Raw genomic sequence first — 848 nt, 5'->3', positions numbered from 1 at the left:
TTATGTTGTTCCGTTGCCGCTGTCGGTAGAAGAAAACGTCGATCCCGAAGAGGCGTTTGTTGCGGCACTTTCTAGTTGCCATATGTTGGTTTTCCTTTCGATTGCAGCAAAGCGTCGTTATGTGATCGACTCTTATGTTGATGCAGCTGAAGGGGAGTTGACCGTTGGTGAAAATGGGAAAGAGTGGGTTTCGAGAGTGGTGTTAAATCCGACAGTTGTATTTTCTGGTGATAAGCAGCCAAGCTATGAGCAATTGGAAAAAATGCATCACATGGCGCATGAAAACTGTTTTATCGCGAATTCGGTGAAAACGGAGATCGTGACCAATATTCTTCATTCTGATTAATGCTCTACAGCTAAGCTAAAACTCTAAATCGCAATGATAGTAATGAGATATGAGTGATCTGTTTCACACTATTGCTTCGTTGCCTGCCTTAAATGCGTGATTGTTGTGCAGTCGCGCAACTCGTTTGTTGTTAAATTAATGTTAATATCGATCCATGTATGATTAGCCAAGTCAGAATCATGGACGTAATTAAGCCTTTGGAATCATTTATTCAGCAAGATGGTATGCCGGTTTTTGGGCACTTGTCGGCGATTCCAAGATCACTCGATTTAGAGTCATTTCAATATCTCAATGAGATGGACAATCCTGTATCGAAGTGGCGAAAACATTTCGATTACAAGCAGTTCCAGTTCGTGTCTCTCGTGACCCCTGACTATGTCGTCGGGATTGCTATTGCCGATATTCGCTATTTGGCCTCCGGATTTTGTTATTTGTTCGATATTAAGCGCAATGCACTCACCGAGCAGCAATGGCTTAAACCTTGTCAGCTTGGTTATCAGAC

Annotated in this window: 2 protein-coding genes; both read left to right on the top strand. The window is 42.6% G+C overall.

All coding sequences use genetic code 11. The features are described 5' to 3' along the window. Positions 1-346: OsmC family protein (locus R7Z77_RS24770; RefSeq protein ID WP_318136972.1), on the top strand; the 346-nt coding region annotated here is incomplete at its 5' end. Positions 347-525: 179 nt separating this feature from the next. After that, positions 526-848: DUF2804 family protein (locus tag R7Z77_RS24765; RefSeq protein WP_318136973.1), on the top strand; the 323-nt coding region annotated here is incomplete at its 3' end.

The sequence above is a fragment of the Vibrio sp. 1401 genome (genome assembly GCF_033340295.1).
Note: the sequence above shows the minus strand (reverse complement) of the source record. Positions and strands in the feature narration are given on the sequence as shown.